This is a genomic window from Pseudomonas sp. B21-059 (assembly GCF_026016285.1).
Taxonomy (GTDB): Bacteria; Pseudomonadota; Gammaproteobacteria; order Pseudomonadales; family Pseudomonadaceae; genus Aquipseudomonas; species Aquipseudomonas danubii.
Genome location: NZ_CP087201.1, coordinates 2,962,189 through 2,976,617, shown reverse-complemented (window position 1 = coordinate 2,976,617; position 14,429 = coordinate 2,962,189). Strand labels below are relative to the sequence as shown.

14 protein-coding genes and 1 pseudogene are annotated in these 14,429 nt (G+C 60.4%); 7 read left to right on the top strand and 8 right to left on the bottom strand.

The genetic code is table 11. The features are described 5' to 3' along the window. Window positions 1–151: 151 nt before the first annotated feature. The 3 genes from LOY69_RS13690 (at window position 152) to LOY69_RS13680 (ending at window position 4,817) form a co-directional block, all read left to right on the top strand. Window positions 152–2,104, top strand: coding sequence for an FAD-dependent oxidoreductase (locus LOY69_RS13690; protein ID WP_265074748.1), 1,953 nt, complete (start codon window positions 152–154; stop codon window positions 2,102–2,104). Between the two features lie 73 nt (window positions 2,105–2,177). Beyond that, window positions 2,178–2,810 carry a cupin domain-containing protein gene (locus LOY69_RS13685; RefSeq protein ID WP_123393902.1) on the top strand — a complete coding sequence of 211 codons (633 nt, stop codon included), beginning with the start codon at window positions 2,178–2,180 and terminating at the stop codon, window positions 2,808–2,810. A 180-nt stretch (window positions 2,811–2,990) separates the two neighbouring features. Then, window positions 2,991–4,817 carry an AIPR family protein gene (locus LOY69_RS13680; RefSeq protein WP_265074747.1) on the top strand — a complete coding sequence of 609 codons (1,827 nt, stop codon included), beginning with the start codon at window positions 2,991–2,993 and terminating at the stop codon, window positions 4,815–4,817. Window positions 4,818–4,996: 179 nt separating this feature from the next. On the opposite strand, the gene LOY69_RS13675 is transcribed toward LOY69_RS13680, so the two are convergent. Further along, window positions 4,997–5,278 carry a DUF3077 domain-containing protein gene (locus LOY69_RS13675; protein ID WP_265074746.1) on the bottom strand — a complete coding sequence of 94 codons (282 nt, stop codon included), beginning with the start codon at window positions 5,276–5,278 and terminating at the stop codon, window positions 4,997–4,999. Window positions 5,279–5,568: 290 nt separating this feature from the next. Here LOY69_RS13675 and LOY69_RS13670 point away from each other — a divergent pair, with 290 nt between their 5' ends. Continuing rightward, on the top strand, window positions 5,569–6,237 hold the full coding sequence (locus LOY69_RS13670; protein WP_265074893.1) for a phytanoyl-CoA dioxygenase family protein: 669 nt from the start codon (window positions 5,569–5,571) through the stop codon (window positions 6,235–6,237). Between the two features lie 46 nt (window positions 6,238–6,283). Here the strand turns inward: LOY69_RS13670 and LOY69_RS13665 are convergent, their stop codons facing one another. Both LOY69_RS13665 and LOY69_RS13660 read right to left on the bottom strand, forming a co-directional pair. Next, complete coding sequence (locus LOY69_RS13665) at window positions 6,284–6,472, bottom strand: DUF6360 family protein (RefSeq protein ID WP_258379786.1); 189 nt, start codon at window positions 6,470–6,472, stop codon at window positions 6,284–6,286. A 2-nt stretch (window positions 6,473–6,474) separates the two neighbouring features. Continuing rightward, a complete protein-coding gene (locus tag LOY69_RS13660; protein ID WP_265074745.1) occupies window positions 6,475–6,738 on the bottom strand; it encodes a hypothetical protein in 264 nt (87 codons plus the stop codon). 437 nt (window positions 6,739–7,175) lie between these two features. On the opposite strand from LOY69_RS13660, the gene LOY69_RS13655 reads away from it, so the two are divergent. Next, complete coding sequence (locus LOY69_RS13655; RefSeq protein WP_265074929.1) at window positions 7,176–7,841, top strand: hypothetical protein; 666 nt, start codon at window positions 7,176–7,178, stop codon at window positions 7,839–7,841. Between the two features lie 41 nt (window positions 7,842–7,882). Here the strand turns inward: LOY69_RS13655 and tnpB are convergent. After that, window positions 7,883–8,137, bottom strand: a pseudogene (tnpB, locus tag LOY69_RS13650) (IS66 family insertion sequence element accessory protein TnpB); the annotation flags it as partial. A 50-nt stretch (window positions 8,138–8,187) separates the two neighbouring features. Further along, entirely contained in the window at window positions 8,188–9,102 is a 915-nt protein-coding gene (locus tag LOY69_RS13645; RefSeq protein ID WP_265074744.1) for an SGNH/GDSL hydrolase family protein, read from the bottom strand. Window positions 9,103–9,336: 234 nt separating this feature from the next. Here LOY69_RS13645 and LOY69_RS13640 point away from each other — a divergent pair, with 234 nt between their 5' ends. Continuing rightward, on the top strand, window positions 9,337–9,765 hold the full coding sequence (locus tag LOY69_RS13640) for a hypothetical protein (RefSeq protein WP_265074743.1): 429 nt from the start codon (window positions 9,337–9,339) through the stop codon (window positions 9,763–9,765). Window positions 9,766–9,841: 76 nt separating this feature from the next. Here the strand turns inward: LOY69_RS13640 and katG are convergent, their stop codons facing one another. The 3 genes from katG to LOY69_RS13625 all read right to left on the bottom strand — a co-directional run bounded on the left by katG (window position 9,842) and on the right by LOY69_RS13625 (window position 13,539). Further along, window positions 9,842–12,022 carry a catalase/peroxidase HPI gene (gene katG, locus LOY69_RS13635; protein WP_265074742.1) on the bottom strand — a complete coding sequence of 727 codons (2,181 nt, stop codon included), beginning with the start codon at window positions 12,020–12,022 and terminating at the stop codon, window positions 9,842–9,844. Between the two features lie 260 nt (window positions 12,023–12,282). Further along, window positions 12,283–12,855 (bottom strand): HD domain-containing protein, encoded by a 573-nt coding sequence (locus LOY69_RS13630; protein ID WP_265074741.1) that lies wholly within the window; start codon window positions 12,853–12,855, stop codon window positions 12,283–12,285. A gap of 126 nt (window positions 12,856–12,981) precedes the next feature. After that, window positions 12,982–13,539 carry a helix-turn-helix domain-containing protein gene (locus LOY69_RS13625; protein WP_265074892.1) on the bottom strand — a complete coding sequence of 186 codons (558 nt, stop codon included), beginning with the start codon at window positions 13,537–13,539 and terminating at the stop codon, window positions 12,982–12,984. A 189-nt stretch (window positions 13,540–13,728) separates the two neighbouring features. Between LOY69_RS13625 and LOY69_RS13620 the strand changes: the two genes are divergently transcribed. Next, window positions 13,729–14,070, top strand: coding sequence for a low molecular weight protein tyrosine phosphatase family protein (locus LOY69_RS13620; protein ID WP_265074740.1), 342 nt, complete (start codon window positions 13,729–13,731; stop codon window positions 14,068–14,070). Window positions 14,071–14,429: the final 359 nt, after the last annotated feature.

Genomic DNA, 14,429 nt, shown 5'->3' with positions numbered 1-14,429 from the left:
GGTTCGCGCCAAAAGCGGGCGCAGGTCGAAGCTACTGCAAGCCTTAGTAAAAAAACAAGTTGATTTTTTACTGGCGGTAAATTTTGATAGGCCAACAATAACAACGCCAAGGCTGTGCTCCCCTGCCCTTGGCCCGCCTGGAGTCACCGCAATGACCAGCGCCTTCCCGCACCTGTTCGCACCCTTGCAGATCCGTGGCAAACGCCTGAAGAACCGCATCATGTCCAGCGGCCACGACACCTCGATGCCCACCGACAACCTGGTCAACGAACAGCTGATTGCCTACCACCGCGCCCGGGCCGAAGGCGGCGTCGGCCTGATCGTGCTGCAGGTGGCCGGGGTCCACGACAGTGCGCGCTACACCAGCCACGTGCTGATGGCCACCGACGACGCCTGCATCGACGGCTACCGGCGCCTGGCCGAAACCTGCCACGCCCACGGCACCGTGGTGCTGTCGCAGATCTTCCACCCGGGGCGGGAAATCATGGAGTCCGCCGACGGCCTGCTGGCAGTGGCCTATGCGCCTTCGGCGGTGCCCAACGAACGCTTCCGGGTCATGCCCCGGGCCCTGGACCAGGACATGATCGACGAGATCATCCAGGGCTACGCCGACGCCGCCCGGCGCCTGCATCAGGCCGGGCTGGACGGCGTGGAACTGGTGGCCAGCCACGGCTACCTGCCGGCGCAGTTCATCAACCCGCGGGTCAACCGCCGCACCGACGGCTACAACGGCGAGCTGGAACAGCGCCTGCGCTTTATCCGGGAAATTCTCGGCGCCATGCGCGCCAGCACCGATGCCGACTTCATCATCGGCCTGCGCATTTCCGCCGATGAACGCGACCCCGAAGGCCTCACCGAAGACGAATCCCTGGCCGCCGTGCAATTGCTGCAAGGGCAACTGGACTACGTGCACATCGTCGCCGGCACCTCCGCCTCCCTCGGCGGCGCCGTGCACATCGTGCCGCCCATGGCGGTGGAAGCGGCTTATCTCGCCCGGGAAGCCGGCACCTTCAAGGCCGGGCTGTCGATCCCGCTGTTCGTCACCGGGCGCATCAACCAGCCCCAGGAGGCCGAGGCGATCATCGCCAAGGGCCAGGCCGACGTGTGCGGCATGACCCGCGCGCTGATCTGCGACCCGCAAATGCCCAACAAGAGCGACAGCGGCCGAGCCGAGGACGTACGCGCCTGCATCGCCTGCAACCAGGCGTGCATCGGCCACTTCCACAAGGGCCTGCCGATCTCCTGCATCCAGCACCCGGAAACCGGCCGCGAACTGCTCTACGGCCAGCCCAAGCCCAGCGCCCGCGGCAAACGCATCCTGGTGGTGGGCGGCGGCCCGGCCGGGATGAAAGCCGCTGCGGTGGCCGCCCAACGCGGCCACCGCGTGACCCTCTACGAAGCCAGCGCGCAACTGGGCGGCCAGATCCAACTGGCGCAACTGCTGCCCCGGCGCAGCGAATTCGGCGGCGCCAGCACCAACCTGCAACGGGAAATGCAACTGGCCGGTGTGGAAGTGGTGCGCAACACCCGGGTCGACCGCACCCTGATCGAGCGCGAAAAGCCCGACCACGTGATCATCGCCACCGGCGCCCAACCCTACTGGCCGAACTTCGAACGCGGCGGCGACCTGCAAGTGGTGGACGCCTGGCAAGTACTGCGGGACGAAGTGCAACTGGGCCGCAGCGTAGTGGTGGCCGACTGGCGCTGCGACTGGATCGGCCCCGGCATCGCCGAGCGCCTGGTGCGCGCCGGGCACCAGGTGCAACTGGCGGTCAACGGCACCCACTGCGGCGAAAGCCTGCCGCTGTACGTGCGCGACCAGATGGCCGGCGAACTGCACAAACTGGCGATCCCGATCATCCCCTACGCCCGCCTATACGGCTGCGACGACAGCACCGTGTACCTGCAACACACCGCCAGCGGCGAACCCATGCTGCTGGAAAATGTCGACAGCCTCGTCCTGTGCCAAGGCCACCAATCCGTGGACGACCTCGGCCAACAGCTCAAAGGCCTGGTGCCCTTCCAACGCATCGGCGACTGCCTGGCACCGCGCACCGTCGAAGAAGCCATCCACGAAGGCTTGAAAGTCGCCTGGGCGCTTTGAGGCTGCTTTATACTCCAGGGCTTTTGCAGGACGGGCGCCCGGACGCGCCCGTTCACCTGGTCCGGAGCCCGCCATGAACCCCAGCAGCAAGACGCCGCCCGCGAGCCGCCCTCCCGCACCGGAGCCCGGCACCGACAACCAGGCCCCCGGCGGCCCGCAGTTCCTTGGCACCCGCATCCGCGGCCTGCGCAAACGCCGCGGCCTGACCCTGAGCGAACTGGCCCAGCAGAGCGAACTCACCGCCGGCTACATCAGCCAACTGGAACGCAACCTCGCCTACCCCTCCATCCCCGCCCTGTTCAACATCGCCCGCAGCCTGGGCGTGACCATCCAATGGTTCTTCGCCAGCGAAACCCAGACCGCGCCCGAGGATCAGGGCTATGTAGTGCGCAAGAAACAGCGGCTGCAGGTGAATTATGAGAACGGGATTATTGATCAGTTGCTGACGCCACAACCGACCCGGCAGCTGGAGTTTCTGCACTCGCGCTTTCCGCCGGGGACCTACAGCAAGGAGAGTTACAGCCATGAGGGCGAGGAAGCCGGGTATGTGCTGTCGGGGAGCTTTGAGCTGTGGGTGGGGGAACGGTATTTTCAGCTGAGTGAGGGGGATAGCTTTAGCTTTTCCAGCCAGGAACCGCATAAGTATGGGAATCCTGGGGAGGAGGATGCGGTGGTGTTGTGGGTGATTACGCCGCCGACGTTTTGAGGGGGGGACGCTGAGCGGTAGTAACATGCAGGTAGACTGCTAAGACGCAAGCTGAACTCTTTAAGACTGGATAAATAACCAGCACTAAACACTCTACACGCTACTAATGGAAAAGCTCTTAACAGCACACCAATTACGCGCTTTGCAAACCATAAAATACAAGGATGAAAAGCTTAGTTCATGGCCTTCATTAAAGATATTCTAATAGAAGATAACGCAACTCCTGCTGCTGCCACTTCAAAAATTGTCGCCCAGCGACTAGGCAATAAGCTTCGCGAACGTTTTCAGAGTCACATACATAAACGTGAATGCGACCCAGAAATGTCAGATTACGATATTAAAATGGCTAGTAGAGCCATTGCAGCCTTTACAATTTATAGCCTAGCATCCGTCGATGACGCTACTGCAGGCCAGAGTGTTTGCGACAGTTCCAAAGATGGCGGAATTGACGCAATATGCGTAAACCACAACGAAAAAGTAGTTGTCATAGTACAATCCAAATTTAATCAAGCGGGCAACGGAACTTGGACAAAAGATGACTTTCTAGCCTTCAAGTTTGCCTGCGAAAAACTGCAACTTGAGGAATACCACAGATTCGATGAAATCCTTCAATCCGTATCATCTGACATTGACATAGGCTTAAGCTCGCAAGATTACAAATTCCTCTTCGTCATGGCTCACACTGGAAAAAGAGGAGCTGCGGAAGTCATTCTTAGTGACATGCAACTTTGGCAGGATGAGCTCAACTCTGCAGCACTTGCGCCCGATACACTCTCACAAGATGAACTGCCATTCCAAGTACACCTAGTATCTGCCGAAGACCTAACTGAATGGCTACAAGCAGGAACTCATGTGAGTATTGACCTAGATGACGTCGAGATAGAGGACTATGGTCAAAAAAAGGAACCATACCTCTCATACTATGGGCAAATCAGTGGCGACCAAATTCTTGAGTGGTGGGAGTCTCATGGCACTCGACTATTCTCAAAAAACATACGAAATTTATTAGGTGACACCGAAGTCAATGCCTCAATCAAGGAAACAGCCAACAACACCCCAGAAATGTTCTGGTACTACAACAACGGCATAACACTGCTAGTGTCTGACATACAACCTCACCGTAGGAATGCTAGCAGAGACACAACAAGGGGAACCTTTAAGTTTTCAAATGTCAGCATTATAAATGGCGCTCAGACGGTAAGTACAATTGGACAAATATTCAAGGGGGTTTCCGAAGACCGGAGCACCACCCTATCCCAAATAAAAGTCTCTGCCCGCTTTATAAAAGTCAACGACACGGAAAATGCTGAAATAGCAACAGCAATAACAAAAGCCAACAATCACCAGAACAGAGTATTAGGTCGAGACTTTGCATCTCAGCATCCAGAGCAGATAAGACTTTCAAGGGAGCTTGCCGTAGAGGGCTACCAATATCAACTACTGAGAACATCATCCCAAACCTGGTCACATGAACAGCCTGTAATTGATCTTGATGAAGCACTTGATGGACTTGCGTGTCTCACCATGTCTTCATCCACACTTACAACACTCAAGGGGAAACGAGGACGTTTCTTTGAAAACCTTGATGGAAACTTTTACAAAACCATATTCAACCCTACAATCTCGGGCATAAAAGTCATAAACTCTGTCACACACTTACGCGCAATCGAGAAACTAATCTCCAAAAAACTTGATGGAACTGATAGAGCTGCGAAAAGAAAACTACACTTAATTGTTACCCACGCAAACAGGGTATTAACCTCTCTTCTACTTAGAGAAATATGTGGAATTTACAACGCAGCAGAAATAGTGCAGCCAAATGAACAGAACCTATCTGAAAAACTCGACTTTCTATGCAATGAGATTGAGCATTATATCGAACACAAATACACAAATGCTTATCCTGCAAGATTCTTTGCAAACACCGAAAAAGTTAGCGAAATAATTGAACATCTGAAAACCAAACTCAGAGCACACCCGCCTACTAATGGAGCTATTGCTTCCTAATGAAGCACAACTTAACAACTCGAAAAAGACCACAGCATTGATGCTACTGGAGGAGCCCTTGGGCTGACCCTGCTGGCAACAAGTTAAAGACTAGCCGAAATCTGCTCTTTCAAACCATAAAGACGTCGCTTATCGACCAGTAGTAAGCGACGTCTCTATCTACCTCATATGATGTCGCCTCAACTCCGAATCACTTCTGTCGCCAGCCCCAAACACACATCATCAATCACCGCCTTCCCCATCTCCGCCAAAAAATACGCAGCCCACGCATACCGCTCCCCCTGCTCTTCCATAGCAGCATCCAGCGCTAACTTCTTGGCGTAGTACAACAACGTCGAAGCCTGCTCCAGCGCCTGCTGCAAAGGCACATCCGCATTGACGCGAAACAACGTTAGTTCAGGATCGGCACATTGGCCAAAGGTGACAAAACCTTGGGTTTTGATGGAGTTTGAATGGCTCATCGTGCACCTCCCGCCAAGGTCTGGCAGCAGAGGCTGTTGAGCGGAGGAAGGCGAAAGGAACAGCAGCAAATTACGGACAGATTACCGGCAGACATGATTGAAACCCCCTGATCAATAATGTGCCTGCATCTGATCGGGTTCTCAGGCCCGGTCGCTGATTTTGCAGCGACCGCAGCAGACTAGGCGGTCTGCTCACGCTGGGGCAACCGCTAAACCGTAGCCGGTTATGTCGCTTGGATTAGCGAGCCGTTATGCTCTCCCCCACCCCGGATAAGGACATCTGCCCCCCCATGATCGACCGCGAACAACTCCATCAAAACGGTTACCTGTTGCTGCGTCAGGCGGTGCCCGCCGACTGGCTAGATGAGCTGCGGGCGACCTTCGAGGCGGGGGTGATTGGGCCTGAGCAATGGCCGGTGCCTCGGGGCCACGATTGGCGTCATGCGCTGGTGGATCTGGATGCACGGGTGCAGGCGGTGTGTCGCTTGCCGGCGCTGTTGGCGGTAGCCGGGGAGTTGATCGGGGAAGGTTTTTTTCTAGCTCAGGTGGAGGGCCGCGAGCCATTGGCGGGGGGCGGTCATCAGGTATTGCACCGGGATCTGTCGGATCAGCGCCTCGGTGACCGGGTCACGGCGCTGGTCTATCTCGATGACTATGGGCCGGCCAATGGCGCGACGCGCATCGTGCCCGGCAGTCATCGCCCCGGGGAGCGGTTGGCGCCCTTCGATTTCAGTGATGAATCCCGGGTGGTGCAGTTGGCGGGCAATGCGGGGGACGTGCTGCTGTTCGATGCCGATCTGGTGCATGGGGCCAGCCTCAACCCCAGTGGTGCTCGCCGCCGCAGCTTGCTGATCAGTTATTGCGCCCTGGGGCTGTATGAGTCCCATCTGCAGACGCTGGGCCTGCGTGCTATCCGCATGGACACCCGCGAGCGCTTCGAGCCGGCGGATTTTATCTGAGTGGGCTCGGGCGCCAGGGGTGCGTCAGCCGCAGCGTGGCGCTCATTCAGTCGGCCAGGCGGCCGGCCAAACGTTGCAGTGCCTGGGCCAGTTCCAGGGCCTGTTCTGCCGTCAGTTCCACCGGGTCGTTGTGCGGGCTGATGGCCTTGAGATGAATGGCACTGCCCTGCTCTATCCATAGGCGCACGGCGCCCTCGCTGCTCTCGAAATAATCCGTTGTGCGGTCAATCGGCATGTTCATGCACCTTGTGCGTGGGCGCTGGCCAATTCCAGCAGGCGGGTGAAGTCGGCGATGGCGAAATACAGGTCATCGCGGGTGTCGCCGTCCCAGTCTTCGACGGCTTCCCTGGCGGCCTTGAGTGAGGCGATGCGGGTTTTGATCTCGGCGATTTCCGCCGCGCCGCACTGGGTGGCAATGGCCTCCCAGCGTTCCTGGGGAATGTTTTGCTGGACCGACAGCCCGGCTTGGGCTTGGGCGATCAGTGCGGTGAGTTGGCTCATGGGGTATTCGTCCTGAAAATGCAGCCTTTGAATCGGGGCGCGATCGCGGGCTGGAATGTGCAGAGGCGCAGCTTGTGCGTCAGGCGCTTTGAGGCGGGTCACTTTATCGGTAAGCGTCTGGGCAACACACCTTCCTGACCCCGACGCCAAAGGCGATGGTGTAGACCTCAATTTAAGCGGACACCCTCTCTAGCCTTTTAAGCGGGTCTTTCCATGCAGCCACAACGCCGTTCCTATTCCTAATCCTTCAAGGCCCAGGTTGGCCAAGAATGCACCCAGCCCGGCGCTTCGATTGCCAGCGTCGCGCAGAAGCACAGTATGCGTCTGGCCGTCCCATCCTGATGGCATTGTCAAGGCATGAACAACCTTCAGAGAGCTGTGGGACACCTCAATTGGCTCTGTAGAATATGGTGCATTGGGTGGGGGGAATTTTTAACATGCTTTTACTTTTAAGTCTTCGTGACGTTATCGAAGCCCTTGCGACCTGTGATAGCAATGACGATGTCTGGAGCCGCTATTCATGGGTCTATGTCAAGGACGGAGCACCGCTGATCGAAGCTCGCTTTTACCTCTCTTCGCCCGAGGAAGAATCGAAAAGCGTACCCGGCGAGAACGGTGAGCAAATGCCGGCCTTTGCCGTAGCGCACGGCCTTTCGTATTGCCTTGAAGCTGCCGACTTTGTAGATGTACTGAGCGTACAGAAGCGTCAGCAGCCGCTCTCACAACTTGAGGACTATGCCGCTGCGCTTGAACACTACGCCGAGCGAGACGCCTTTCTAGATCGGGGCGAGTTCTACAGCGGTCGGTGCGTGGATCAACACCCGTTGCCAGGCATTTCACGCGACTTTTTTCCCGAATACGATCTTCAGCTGGATACGTGTCCGGCTGATCGCATCCGAGATGCTGCGCGCGTCATCGCTAAATTGCTGCACATAAGTGTGGCTGATGCTCTCGCGCGTTGCAGGAGGCTGCCGGTAATTCTGGGGGAACGCACCGACTCACAGGGGCGCGTGCGGATTGAGACACAATTCATCGCTCTTTCGTTGCCGCTGCAAATAACGACACACTGGCCGCTTGCCTGGCTTCCCGGAGTTGATCCGTAAGAAGTCGATGAACGCGCACCGCCACTGCCCATGCGTTGCCAGGGTAAACCCAACACCAAGGCCTGAAGTTGCTCGATATTCAACTCGAGTTCAGGGCCTTGGCGAATGCCTGGCCAGTGGAACTTGCCTTGGTTCAATCGGCGAGCAGCCGGCCAGATGCCAAACCCATCATGCACCAGCACTTTCATGCGATTGGCGCGGCGGTTAGCAAACAGATAAGCACAGTGCGCTTGCGCCGCACCGAACACGGCAACCACCCGGGCCAGCGCAGTTTCAGTTCCGGCGCGCATGTCCATGGGCTCGATAGCCGGGCAGTGCTGACCGGCTATCGAGCGGATAGAAAACCTCAACGGCTCGCTTTTAGCGTTTCAAGCATCGCCTCGGCGGCCAGGCTGTGGACTTTGCGGGTCGGGTGCCATTCATCCCAGTAGTAATGGGCATCCGGATCCGCACACACGGGTTTGACGTCCGGGTAGGTGGCTTGGCACGGGGTATCCAGATCTTTCAGGCCCGCCACCTCGGGTACCGCGCGAAGCGCGTTGCTGAAGGCCAGGTGGTCGAAGTAGCCAATGCTCACGTGATGGGCGTTAGCCAGTGTTGTCAGCACGGCGGGCAGTTTTTGTTCGAGTATCTGCTGGTAGTGCGTTGCGTTCTTGACTTGATTGCCCTGCACCACAGCCGGTACATGGCTCAAATCCGTGGTCCCCACCACCATCAGGTGCTTCGCCCCTGCGGCGATCAGCGTCTCGGTGCTCTTCTGTATGTTCGCCACGCTGTTCTGGCCAAGCACGTCGATCGTTTCTGGGTGCGCGAAGTCGGCCCATTCAAAAAAGTCATTGGCTGAGATGAAAATGAAATACAGCGCATCCGGATCCGCCTTGTGTGTTTTAGCGGCCTTCAGGTGATCGGCAATTTGCCCGAAAACCCCGGTGTCGCGAGAGGGCTGCATCCAGGCGTAGTAGTTGCCGTTGCCGCTTTTGGCGCCGCCAATGGCGTAGTCGGTCAAGGGGATTTTCAAGGCCTGCGCCAAGTGCTCGACCGCGGTGGGACCATTGCTCCAGCGTCCCTGCCAATACAACGAACCGGGCAGCTCCTGTGCATCTTTGACCTTCTGCGCGGCCATGGTTCGGGTGAAGGTTTCACCCGCGCCATTGTCAGAGTAGCTGTCACCGAACGCATAGAGATGATCGTAGCCAGGGCCGCCAAAGGCGGTTGTGGCAGTCATGGTCAATAGAGCGGCCAAGCAAGCGCGTCGAATCATTGAAAGTCTCCCGGGTGGTGCTCTTAGACTACCGGTGGCGACGCTTTGCCTCGCCACGCTTGCGACCTGTATTTAGCCGAGGGCGCAAAGAGTGTGCTGTTCGCGACAGGTCGGTGGCGGGTGAGTCCAGCGTGTGCGCCGGTTTTTTTAGCCCGCCTGTTGCCTTGGGTGCTTGGCAGCGCCGCATGGGTCGGCTTCAATAACCGCCCCTTTTCATGTTCAGGAGCTAGAAGGATGCAGCTTTATTACCGTTGGGCGGCCGCGTGGGTCATGGCGTGGGTACTGGGAACCGGGCTGGCCCAGGCCGAGGAACGGCCACAGGTCGCGGACAAGATCCTGGCCTACACCGGGCCGCACGGGGTGAAGGTCTGGACCCTGCGCATCGGTGAGCGCAGCGCCAATCAGGCGTTGGTGCAGGTGGAAGACGCCGACCACGACTGGAACATGCGCATTCAGAAAATGAACGTGGAGCAAACCGACCGCGACACCCGTTACTTCACTCAGGTGGACGGGCAGAAGTTCGTGGTGCTGCTGCTTCAGGAAGGCTATGGCGAGCTGCATCTGCCGGGTGAGGCCAAGCCGCTGAAGGTGGGCTATGACAGCAACCTGTCCAGCTATGGCGATGCCCAGGCGTTTCTCAATGAGTACCTCAAGACCAAATAAAGTGTCGGGCGGGCGCTGCAGGTGCAACAACGCCTCCCTAGGGAGGCGTTGTCGTTTTACCCGGTTTGCAAACCTCTCAGCGCAGATCGAACCGATCCAGGTTCATCACCTTGTCCCAGGCCGCAACAAAGTCCTTCACGAACTTCTCCCCCGCATCCGCCGCTGCATACACCTCGGCCAGGGCCCGCAGTTGCGAGTTGGAACCCAGCAGCAGGTCGACCCGGGTGCCGCTCCATTTGTATTGCCCCGTGGCGCGGTCGCTGCCTTCGTACAGGTCGCGGGCCTCGGACTGGGGTTTCCATTGGGTGCCCATGTCCAGCAGGTTGACGAAGAAGTCGTTGCTCAGGGTGCCCGGGCGCGCGGTGAACACGCCGTGGGGCGATTGCCCGACGTTGGCCCCCAGCACCCGCAGGCCGCCCAGGAGCACGGTCAGTTGCGGGGCGGTCAGGGTCAGCAGTTGTGCTCTGTCCACCAGCAGGGCTTCGGCGGTGACGCCGGAAACCGGCTTGAGGTAGTTGCGGAAGCCGTCGGCCACAGGTTCCAGCACGGCGAAAGATTCGACGTCGGTCTGTTCCTGGCTGGCGTCCATGCGCCCCGGGGCGAAGGGCACGCTGATGCTGTAGCCGGCATTTTTCGCCGCCAGTTCCACCGCCGCGCAGCCGCCAAGGACGATCAGGTCCGCCAGGGACACGCGCTTGCCAGTGCTTTGCGCGCTGTTGAAGGCGCTCTGCACCGCTTCCAGGGCGCGCAGCACCTGGGCCAGTTGTTGCGGTTGGTTGACCTCCCAGTCTTTCTGCGGGGCCAGGCGAATCCGCGCGCCGTTGGCGCCGCCGCGCTTGTCCGAGCCGCGGAAGGTCGAGGCCGAGGCCCAGGCGGTGGACACCAGTTGCGCCACGGACAGACCCGAGTTGAGGATCTGGCCCTTGAGCTGCTGGATGTCCTGGGCGTCGATCAGCGGGTGGTTCACGGCGGGAATCGGGTCTTGCCAAATCAGTTCCTCGGCCGGCACTTCCGGGCCCAGGTAGCGGGCGCGCGGGCCCATGTCGCGGTGGGTGAGTTTGAACCAGGCCCGGGAGAAGGCTTCGGCCAGTTGCTCGGGGTGCTGGTGGAAGCGCCGGGAGATCGCCTCGTAGGCCGGGTCGAAGCGCAGCGACAAGTCGGTGGTGAGCATCGACGGCGTGCGGCGTTTATTCGGGTCGTGGGGGTCGGGCACGCTGTCGGCCCCGGCGCCGGCTTTGGGCCGCCATTGGTGGGCGCCGGCGGGGCTGGTGGTCAGTTCCCATTCGAAGCCGAACAGGTGGTCGAAGAAGTCGTTGCTCCAGCGGGTCGGGGTGGTGGTCCAGATCACTTCCAGGCCGCTGGTGATGGCGTCGCCACCAACGCCCGTGCCGAAGCTGCTTTTCCAGCCCAGGCCCTGCTCTTCCAGGCCGGCGGCTTCCGGTTCCGGGCCGACGTGGGTCGCGGGGCCGGCGCCGTGGGTCTTGCCAAAGGTGTGGCCGCCGGCGATCAGGGCCACGGTTTCTTCATCGTCCATGGCCATGCGGGCGAAGGTTTCGCGGATGTCCCGGGCCGCCGCCAGCGGATCGGGGTTGCCGTTGGGGCCTTCCGGGTTGACGTAGATCAGGCCCATCTGCACCGCCCCCAGGGGGTTCTCCAGCTCGCGGTCGCCGCTGTAGCGCTGGTCGCCGAGCCAGGTGGTTTCGCTGCCCCAGTAGACGTGGTCTTCCGGCTCCCAGACGTCCTGGCGGCCACCGGCAAAGCCGAAGGTTTTAAAACCCATGGATTCCAGGGCGACGTTGCCGGTGAGGATGATCAGGTCGGCCCAGGAGATCTTGCGCCCGTATTTCTGCTTGATCGGCCAGATCAGCCGCCGCGCCTTGTCCAGGCTGACGTTGTCCGGCCAGCTGTTGAGCGGGGCGAAGCGCTGCTGCCCGCCCCCGGCGCCACCGCGGCCATCGGCGATGCGGTAGGTGCCGGCGCTGTGCCAGGCCATGCGGATGAACAGCGGGCCGTAGTGGCCAAAATCCGCCGGCCACCAGGGTTGGGAGTCGGTCATCAAGGCCAGCAGGTCGCGCTTCACCGCGGCCAGATCCAGGGTCTTGAATTCGGCGGCGTAGTCGAAGTCCTCGGCCATCGGGTCGGACAGCGGCGAGTGCTGGTGGAGGATCTTCAGGTTCAGTTGGCCGGGCCACCAGTCACGGTTGCTGGTGCCTTCACCGGCGGTGTGTTTGAACGGGCACTTAGATTCGTTGGACATGGGTCACTCCTTCGATCATCCCTGCCCGGCCGCTCGACTGGGGCCCTAGGAGGGATGGGCGTTTGAAAAGCGTAGTGAAGGACAAGCGAAGGTAAAAATAGCTTCGCTTGATGACCCTGGCAGAAAAAAACCATGACAGGTGCCAGGCTCGCAGCGGGCGCCCTGCCCCCTGGAGCCTGGAGCCTGTTCATCCTCTGGCGAGCGATGCTCAGGCTGTTCAACGCCGCATAAAGCAAACACCGCACATCCTGAACCGCGGCTTAGCCCTGGGCGTTCAGGCGACGCTGGGTGTCGATGTCGATCTGCTGGCGCAGGGCCTGGAACAACGGGCTGGCATCGGTGTAGCGGCGGCCGTAGCCGAGGTTGAAGCGGTAGTCGAAGTCCGCCGGGTTCTGGCCCTGGGTGTGTTGCAACAGGGTTTCCAGCTTGTCCAACGCCTTGACCGTGCGCGCCTCGGCGCTGGCGGCGCCTTCGTATTCATCCCACAGGTCCAGCAGGCGTTGGCGGGCCGGGGCGTCCAGGGACCGGGCGAGAAATTGCAGGTCGTCGCGCTCCTGCTGGCTCTTGTGCGGATGGCCGGCCTGGGCCACCGCCGGGATGTCGCCGTGAATGGCCTCCCCCAGATCGTGGACGATGCACAGTTTCAGCACCCGCAGCAGGTCCAGTTCGCCTAGTTGGTCTTCGAACAGCAGCGCCATCAGGCACAGGCGCCAGCTGTGTTCGGCGGTGCTTTCCTGGCGGCCGCTGGAGGTGTGGGCGCTGCGCAGCACGTCCTTGAGTTTTTCCGCTTCACGGAGGAATTCAAGGCGGCCGCTGAGAAGTTCGGGGGTCATGGACAAGCCTGCTGCAAGTGAACGAGGCCCGCGCCGTGGGGCGGCGGGCGATGGCTTACCAGACTAGTCAGCGGCCGGAGCCCGGTCCACGGATAAAATATGCGTGGCGTGGCCTCGACAGGCGCTTCAGAGGGTTTCCACCAGCCGCACGGCGTTGCCGTCGGACAGGTTGAGGCGGGTCCAGCGGCACTGGCTGGGGGCGATGGGCACGATGGCCGAATCGTTGTGGCCGCTGAAGAATTCCACGGACGGCGGTGCCAGCACTTCGCGCCAGCCCAGGTCATCCAGGGCGGCTTCCTTGCGCACGATTTCCTCGGTGCAGAAGCCCCACAGCGATTGGCCCAGCAGCTCACTCAAGGGCACGCCGAACTGCCCGGCGCGGGTCGCTGAACAGGCCAGCAGGCGATGGGTCAGGTCGCACACCAGGTGCACGGCGCGCGGGCTGTCGTTCACCAGCCGCGCCAGGGCCTGATCGGCAGCGGCGCTGAGGTTGGCCGCCAGCAGTTGCTCCAGGCGCGCACGCTCCGCCGGCTCCATGGCTTGCTGGCCGTTTTCCCAACGGGAAATGCTCGACTGCGCCACGCCGAACAGTTCGGCGGCGTGCTGTTGCTTGACCCGGTGCAACAGGCGCCAGCGCCTGAGGGCCAGGCCCAGATGGGGTGAGGTGAACAGCGCTACGGACATGGCCTGGGCGATGCGAGTAAAGGGGCTGGCAGTTTCGCAGGCGCGGCGCATGGCGGGCAACTGGCGCCGACCAATGCAATTTGTTCGGCCCGCCACAAGTTGCTGGACAGTGCAGTAAAAGCCCCGAAAAATCAGCGCCTTTGCCCTGCCCTCCACGGGCCGGGCGTCGGTGCCAAGGAGTTCGGCCCAATGCTCAATGTCTTGTTTGTCTGCAGCCAGAACAAGCTGCGCAGCCCCACCGCCGAGCAGCTGTTCGCCGATTGGCCGGGGATCGAAACCGCTTCGGCGGGGCTCAACCACGATGCCGAAGTGCCCCTGGGTCCGGAGCTGGTGCAATGGGCCGGGCTGATTGTGGTGATGGAAACCCGGCACCGGGAAAAACTGCGTAAGCGCTTCAAGGCGCAACTGCGCGAGCAGCAGATTGTGTGCCTGAACATTCCCGATGATTACGAGTTCATGGACCCGGAGTTGATCCAGTTGTTGCGGCAGAAGGTGCCGCCGTTTCTTCCCGATGGCGGCGCGGCTCGCTGATATGCCTTTGGCATTCAGGGCCCCGCCTGAGCTGCGGGTGGAGCTGCGCAAGACCCCATCGGTTTGCGAGATCGCTGGCGAGCCTGCGGCTCGTTCGCAGCCTTCGGCAGCGGCTACACGAGGCGGATGCTAGCGCTGGCGTCACGGACAACTCTGTAGCCGCTGCCGCAGGCTGCGCAAGGCACCGCAGGGGCCTCGGCGGTTGGGGGATCGCTGGCGAGCCTGCGGCTCGTTCGCAGCCTTCGGCAGCGGCTACATGAAGCGGATGCTGGCGCTGGCGTCACGGACACCTCTGTAGCCGCTGCCGCAGGCTGCGCAAGGCACCGCAGGGGCCTCGGCGGTTGGGGGATCGCCGCGAG